The organism is Micromonospora sp. CNZ303 (assembly GCF_004345505.1).
In genome coordinates this window covers 1-1466 of record NZ_SLVT01000049.1, presented here as the reverse complement: position 1 = coordinate 1466, position 1466 = coordinate 1, and the positions used below count along the sequence as shown (strand labels likewise).

The 1466-nt window shown below is 69.9% G+C and carries 1 protein-coding gene; it reads left to right on the top strand.

Annotated elements, in window-relative coordinates; genetic code table 11:
- Positions 1-243 precede the first annotated feature (243 nt).
- On the top strand, positions 244-1443 hold the full coding sequence (locus EV374_RS32325; protein ID WP_132240954.1) for an IS110 family RNA-guided transposase: 1200 nt from the start codon (positions 244-246) through the stop codon (positions 1441-1443).
- Positions 1444-1466 lie beyond the last annotated feature (23 nt).

The following is a 1466-nucleotide window of genomic DNA, read 5'->3' as shown; positions in this document are numbered from 1 at the left end:
CCCGTTACCTTTTTGATCGTCCCCAGCCGGGGACTCCTCGGTCGCCCGGCCCGGTATGACTTCCTGCCCCTGTCGTTTGGATGATCCGGGGGGTGTTGTCGCCGGGTCGGGTGGCGTCGGTGGACCGCTGATAGGGACACGGCCACCCGTGTTGGGGTAGGTCTCTTCGTAACGTGGCTGCCGGCAGTCCGACGCCTGGACCAGCGGCCGAGGCCACGGGTTCGATGCGTGGAGGCGGTTCTGGTGCACGACGGATACGGCGTCTACCTCGGCTTGGACGTCGGCAAAGGTGATCACCACGCGGTCGGGTTGGCGCCGGACGGCAAGCGGCTACACGACGCGGCGTTGCCGAACACCGAGGCCCGGCTGCGGCAGTTGTTCGACAAGCTCGCCCGTTATGGTCGGGTGCTGGTGGTGGTCGACCAGCCGGCCTCGATCGGCGCCCTGCCGGTCGCGGTCGCTCGGGCGTGCGGGCATCAGGTGGCCTACCTGCCCGGCTTGGCGATGCGCCGTATCGCTGACCTGCACCCCGGTGCGGCGAAGACCGATGCCCGCGACGCCTACGTCATCGCTGATGCCGCCCGCGCCCTGCCACACACCCTGCGGCGGGTCGATGTCGGCGACGACGCGTTGGCGGAGCTGGAGGTCCTGGTCGGCTTCGACGACGACCTCGCTGGCGAGGCCACCCGCGTCTCGAACCGGATCCGGGGGCTGCTCACCCAGGTCCACCCCGCCCTGGAACGGGTTCTCGGCCCGAAAGTGCACCACAAAGCCGTGTTGGAGCTGCTGTCACGCTGCGGCGGCCCCGCCGGGCTGCGCAAGGCCGGCCGCCGCAAACTGCTGTCCATCGCCGCCGTCCACGCACCACGCATGGGTGAACGCCTCGTCGAGCAGATCATGACCGCCCTCGACGAGCAGACCGTCACCGTCCCTGGCACCCAGGCGGCGGAGACGATCCTGCCTCGCCTCGCCGACAACCTGCGCGACACCCTGCGCCAGCGCGACCAGGTCGCCAAAGAGGTCGAAAGGATGCTCGATGCGCACCCTCTTGTCCCGGTCCTGACCTCGATGCCCGGCATCGGCGTCAGGACCGCAGCCCGGATCCTGCTCGAAGTCGGCGACGGCACCGCCTTCCCCACCCCCGGCCACCTCGCCGCCTACGCCGGCCTCGCCCCCGTCACCCGACGATCCGGCAGCAGCATCCGCGGCGAACACCCACCCCGAGGCGGCAACAAGAACCTCAAACGCGCCTTCTTCCTCGCCGCGTTCGCCGCCCTCGCCGACCCCGTCAGCCGCGCCTACTACGACCGCAAACGCGCCGAAGGCAAACGCCACAACGCCGCCCTCATCTGCCTCGCCCGACGCCGCTGCGACGTCCTCCATGCCATGCTCCGCGACAAGATCCCCTACCAACCACGCCCCACCAGACCAGTCCCCGCTTGACGAAACCCATAGGGACACCCCCC